At 37.8% G+C, this 4,628-nt stretch carries 3 protein-coding genes and 2 tRNA genes; 3 read left to right on the top strand and 2 right to left on the bottom strand.

Translation table 11 applies throughout. The features are described 5' to 3' along the window. Positions 1-161 precede the first annotated feature (161 nt). Both thrS and infC read left to right on the top strand, forming a co-directional pair. Positions 162-2,063: a threonine--tRNA ligase gene (gene thrS / locus OZD61_RS03830; protein ID WP_274979920.1), complete on the top strand. Its 1,902-nt coding sequence runs from the start codon at positions 162-164 to the stop codon at positions 2,061-2,063. A gap of 12 nt (positions 2,064-2,075) precedes the next feature. Further along, positions 2,076-2,594, top strand: a complete 519-nt coding sequence (gene infC / locus OZD61_RS03835) for a translation initiation factor IF-3 (protein ID WP_274979921.1) — start codon at positions 2,076-2,078, stop codon at positions 2,592-2,594. Between the two features lie 28 nt (positions 2,595-2,622). Here infC and nuoF read toward each other — a convergent pair whose 3' ends face one another. Together nuoF and OZD61_RS03845 are read right to left on the bottom strand one after the other, a co-directional pair. Beyond that, a complete protein-coding gene (gene nuoF, locus OZD61_RS03840) occupies positions 2,623-3,876 on the bottom strand; it encodes an NADH-quinone oxidoreductase subunit NuoF (RefSeq protein WP_274979922.1) in 1,254 nt (417 codons plus the stop codon). Between the two features lie 19 nt (positions 3,877-3,895). Further along, a tRNA-Lys gene (locus OZD61_RS03845) sits at positions 3,896-3,968 on the bottom strand. 341 nt (positions 3,969-4,309) lie between these two features. Between OZD61_RS03845 and OZD61_RS03850 the strand changes: the two genes are divergently transcribed. Continuing rightward, positions 4,310-4,385 (top strand) — tRNA-Ala (locus tag OZD61_RS03850). The last annotated feature ends 243 nt before the right edge of the window (positions 4,386-4,628 follow it).

The following is a 4,628-nucleotide window of genomic DNA, read 5'->3' on the forward strand; positions in this document are numbered from 1 at the left end:
CCCTCATTTTTTGTGGCATATTTTTTCTTTCAAGGTTAAATGGCTATTTTATAATGAATTTTGTCAGTAGCCACCAGATTTTTTCAGTTCCTATGCAACAAAGCCATCCCAGTGTCACGCACTGGGATGACAAAGAGAGGGTTAGACAAAAGGGTCGATAAATGATTAGGATTACTTTTTCAGCCGAACAAAAAGTAAAAGAATACAGTGGTAAAGTTACTGGCTTTGATATATTACAACCGGATGTTTTGAAAGAAGCAATTGCCTTTAAGGTAAATGGTGAGTTGCATGATCTCTCACGTGAAATTGAAGCTGATGCAGAGATAGAGGTGATACAACTGAGTGACGAAGCGGGTTTAGATATAATAAGGCATGATGCTGCTCACATAATGGCACAGGCAGTGAAAGAGCTATTTCCTAATACTCAGATTACTATCGGCCCAACAATTCAGGACGGTTTTTACTATGATTTTGCTACAGGTCGTACCTTCACTACGGACGATCTTACCGCAATAGAAAAGAAAATGAAGGAGATTGTAAAAAGTAACCACAGATTTGTTCGAGAAGTTTGGACTCGCAAGCAGTCAGTTGATTTCTTTAGTGGTATAGGCGAAAAATATAAGGTTGATATTATCTCATCCATACCAGAGGGTGAAAACCTAACTGTTTATAGGCAAGGTGATTTTGTTGACCTATGCCGTGGTCCGCACTCACCATCAACCGGCGGAGTTAAAGCGTTTAAACTTATGAAAGTAGCGGGTGCATACTGGCGAGGTGATGCAAAGGGCCCAATGTTGCAGCGAATATATGGCACAGCATGGAGAAATAAGGATGAATTAAACGCTTATCTTGAGTGTCTCAAAGAAGCAGAGAAACGTGATCACCGCAAAATTGCCAAGGATATGGATTTATTTCACATCCAAGAGGAAGCTGTTGGGCAGGTTTTTTGGCATGAACAAGGATATATTCTATATAATGTTCTTGAGTCTTACATCAGAAAGAAGCTAATAAATAATGGCTATTTTGAGGTAAAGACTCCTATTTTAGTAAGTAAAGAGCTGTGGGAAAGATCTGGACATTGGGATAAGTTTCGTGAAAATATGTTTATTGTTGACGAATCTGAGAATAAAAAGTTAGCAATAAAACCCATGAATTGTCCTTGTCATGTGCAGATTTTTAATTCTCACACCAGGAGCTACCGTGATTTACCAATACGTATGGCAGAGTTTGGCACATGCCATAGAAATGAAAGCTCAGGATCATTGCACGGACTGATGCGAGTGCGTGGTTTTACGCAAGACGATGCACACATTTTTTGTATGGAAGAACAAGTGAATTCTGAGACTATAAAGTTTTGTGACCTTTTAAAAGAAGTATATTCAGAGCTTGGATTTAATGAAATTTCTGTGAAATTTTCAGACCGTCCAGATATTAGAGCAGGTAATGATGAAGTGTGGGATAGAGCTGAAAAAGCGCTGCTTGAAGCCGTTAAAGAAGCAGGCTTGAGTTATAAACTTAACCCTGGTGAAGGTGCATTTTATGGTCCAAAGTTAGAGTTTGTCTTGAAAGATGCAATAGGCAGAAGCTGGCAATGTGGAACATTACAAGTTGATTTCATTTTACCAGAACGTCTGGGAGCTTTTTATATAGGAGCAGATGGACAAAAGCATCACCCTGTCATGTTACATAGGGCAATTCTTGGAACTTTTGAGCGTTTTATTGGAATTTTGATAGAAAATTATGCAGGAAAATTTCCAGTTTGGCTTGCTCCAACGCAACTTGCTATTCTGACCATTACAAATGAGGCTGACGGTTACGCCACAGAAACTAGCAATATTCTAAAAGAACAAGGTGTGAGAGTCAAGACTGATTTGACCAATGAAAAAATTAGTTATAAGATACGTTTGCATAGTTCAAACAAGGTTCCTATATTGTGGATTGTAGGCAAAAATGAAGTTACAAGTAAAACTGTGTCAGTAAGAAATTTAGGATCGGAAAGACAGGAGTCTTTTTCTTTGGAAAAGGCTAATGAATCGCTGTTAAAAAGTATTAATTTGAATTAAGGGAGTTAAAGTTTGCAAGTTAAAAAGAACAATAAAAACAGAATTAATGGATTTATCACAGCTAAGGAGGTACGCTTAGTTGATCATAGTGGTGAAATGGTCGGAATCGTGCCAATAGAACGAGCTTTGGAATTTGCACAGGGTGTTGGTTTAGACTTGGTGGAAATTGCACCTGATTCAACCCCTCCAGTATGTAAAATTCTGGATTATAGCAAGCAAAAGTATGATATAAAAAAGAAAGCAAGTGAAGCAAAAAAGAAACAAAAAACATTAACTATAAAAGAAATTAAACTGGGTCCTAATATTGGTGATCACGACTACGAAACAAAATTGCGTCAAGCAAGAGACTTACTTGTCCACGGACATAAAATTAAAGTCACAATGAGATTTAGAGGGAGAGAGCTTATAAACACTGAAGTTGGACTGGAAAAATTAGAACGGCTAATTCGAGACACTGAAGATATCGCAAAGGTAGAATTGGCACCTAAAAGAGAAGGGAATCAATATTTTTTAGCTCTGGCTGCTAAGTAGCAAAACGGCTTAAGAAGTATAAGTAAAGTTAAATTATCGCTCTCTCTTTGATAACATGGCGAAAATGTCTTATTAATCCTTGAATCGGCCAAGCTGCAGCATCGCCAAGCGCGCAAATTGTATGTCCTTCTATTTGAGTTGTAAGGTCAAGCAGCTTATCTATTTCATCAGGTTTAATATCTCCTGCCACCATCCTCTTCATAATCCTCCACATCCATCCAGTACCTTCACGGCATGGTGTGCATTGTCCACAGGACTCATGCATATAAAAGTGTGATAACCTCTCTATTGCAGCTATTATATCAGTTGATTTATCCATCACTATTACAGCAGCAGTACCAAGCCCTGATTGTGCAGTTCTTAATGAATCAAAATCCATTTCAATAGTATCGCATATAGATTTTGGAATTAATGGCACTGAAGACCCACCAGGTATTACAGCAAGTAAATTATCCCAACCTCCTCGCACTCCACCTGCGTATTTTTCAATTAATTCACGTAATGGAATTCCGAGCTCTTCTTCAACATTACACGGGTTGTTTACATGTCCTGAAATACAAAAGACCTTGGTACCAGTATCATTTGGTTTACCAAGAGACGTAAACCATTCTCCTCCGCGATTTAGAATATCTGGAACCATGGCTATAGTTTCAACGTTGTTTATTGTGGTTGGGCAGCCAAAAAGTCCAACACCTGCGGGAAATGGAGGCTTCATGCGAGGAAAGCCCTTTTTTCCTTCAATTGATTCGAGTTGAGCTGTTTCTTCCCCACATATGTAAGCTCCTGCGCCCCTATGGATAAACACATCAAGATCATAACCTGATTTGCAGGCATTTTTTCCAATTAAACCTTCTTTATAGGCTTCCTCAAGTGCTTTTTTTAGAACTAAATATTCATTATAAAATTCACCCCTGATATAAATATACGCAACTGATGCGCTGATCGCTTTGCCGGCCAGGAGAATTCCCTCAAGTAACTTATGTGGCTCATATCGCAATATATCTCTATCTTTACATGTACCAGGTTCTGACTCATCTGCATTGACTACTAAATATGCTTTTGGGAGATTTTTGGGCATAAAGCTCCACTTAAGGCCGGTGGAAAATCCTGCACCCCCTCGACCTCTCAAACCAGATTTCTTTACTTCATCAATGATCTTTTCTGATCCTAAATCCAGTAATTCCTTTGTTTTTTGCCAGCTACCGCGTTTTTTTGCACCCTCAAGTAGTGGAGTTCCTTTACCATTTAGGTTGGTGAATATTTTGTCTTGTTCTTTTAGCATGTTTTTCAAAATTTGTGAGTGATCCCGACGCGATTCGAACGCGTGACCCACTGATTAAAAGTCAGTTGCTCTACCGGCTGAGCTACGGGATCATTTCATTTTTCAGCTATACTAAACATCAATACAGTTTTTATCCGTTTTAATCAAACTAAAATTTTCATGTGTGGTTAAATAAATTATATAATATACTGCGTTAGTGATAATTTAGTTAAAAAATCTATGAACAATTTAAAAAAATTTCCAAAGGAAAACTTCTTGTTAATTTTCAGTTCACAGATTTATTTGGATGGTGTGACGTATAACGCTAAGGAGACAAAAAAATAGAGAAGTGTGTACACCCTGCGGAATTTGTACACTATTTAGCAATAGCCTAATAGATAAATATTTCTTGCATTTCAGCCTGAGTGATTTATGCTTTAAGCAAGAATTACCTGGGGGTATAGCTCAGCTGGTAGAGCATCTGTTTTGCACGCAGAAGGTCAGCGGTTCGATCCCGCTTGCCTCCACCAGTCTATACAGCTCTAGCTGCCACAAAACCTGTCAAAGCGGCTTATTTTAATCTATGAGGATTTTATACTATTTCCCTGAAAATCTCTATTTCTTTTCGTAACTTTTCTCTACACAAGTAATGTTGGTTATTACAATTGTAATATATACTAACTTAACAATAAATTAATCAATAAATGTTAGAACCTGTTAAGGATCTCGAAAATATGAGGTAAAATAAGCATAGTTAAGAAAGAGGTATATCT

This window comes from Wolbachia endosymbiont of Drosophila bocki, assembly GCF_028982005.1.
Lineage (GTDB): Bacteria > Pseudomonadota > Alphaproteobacteria > Rickettsiales > Anaplasmataceae > Wolbachia > Wolbachia pipientis.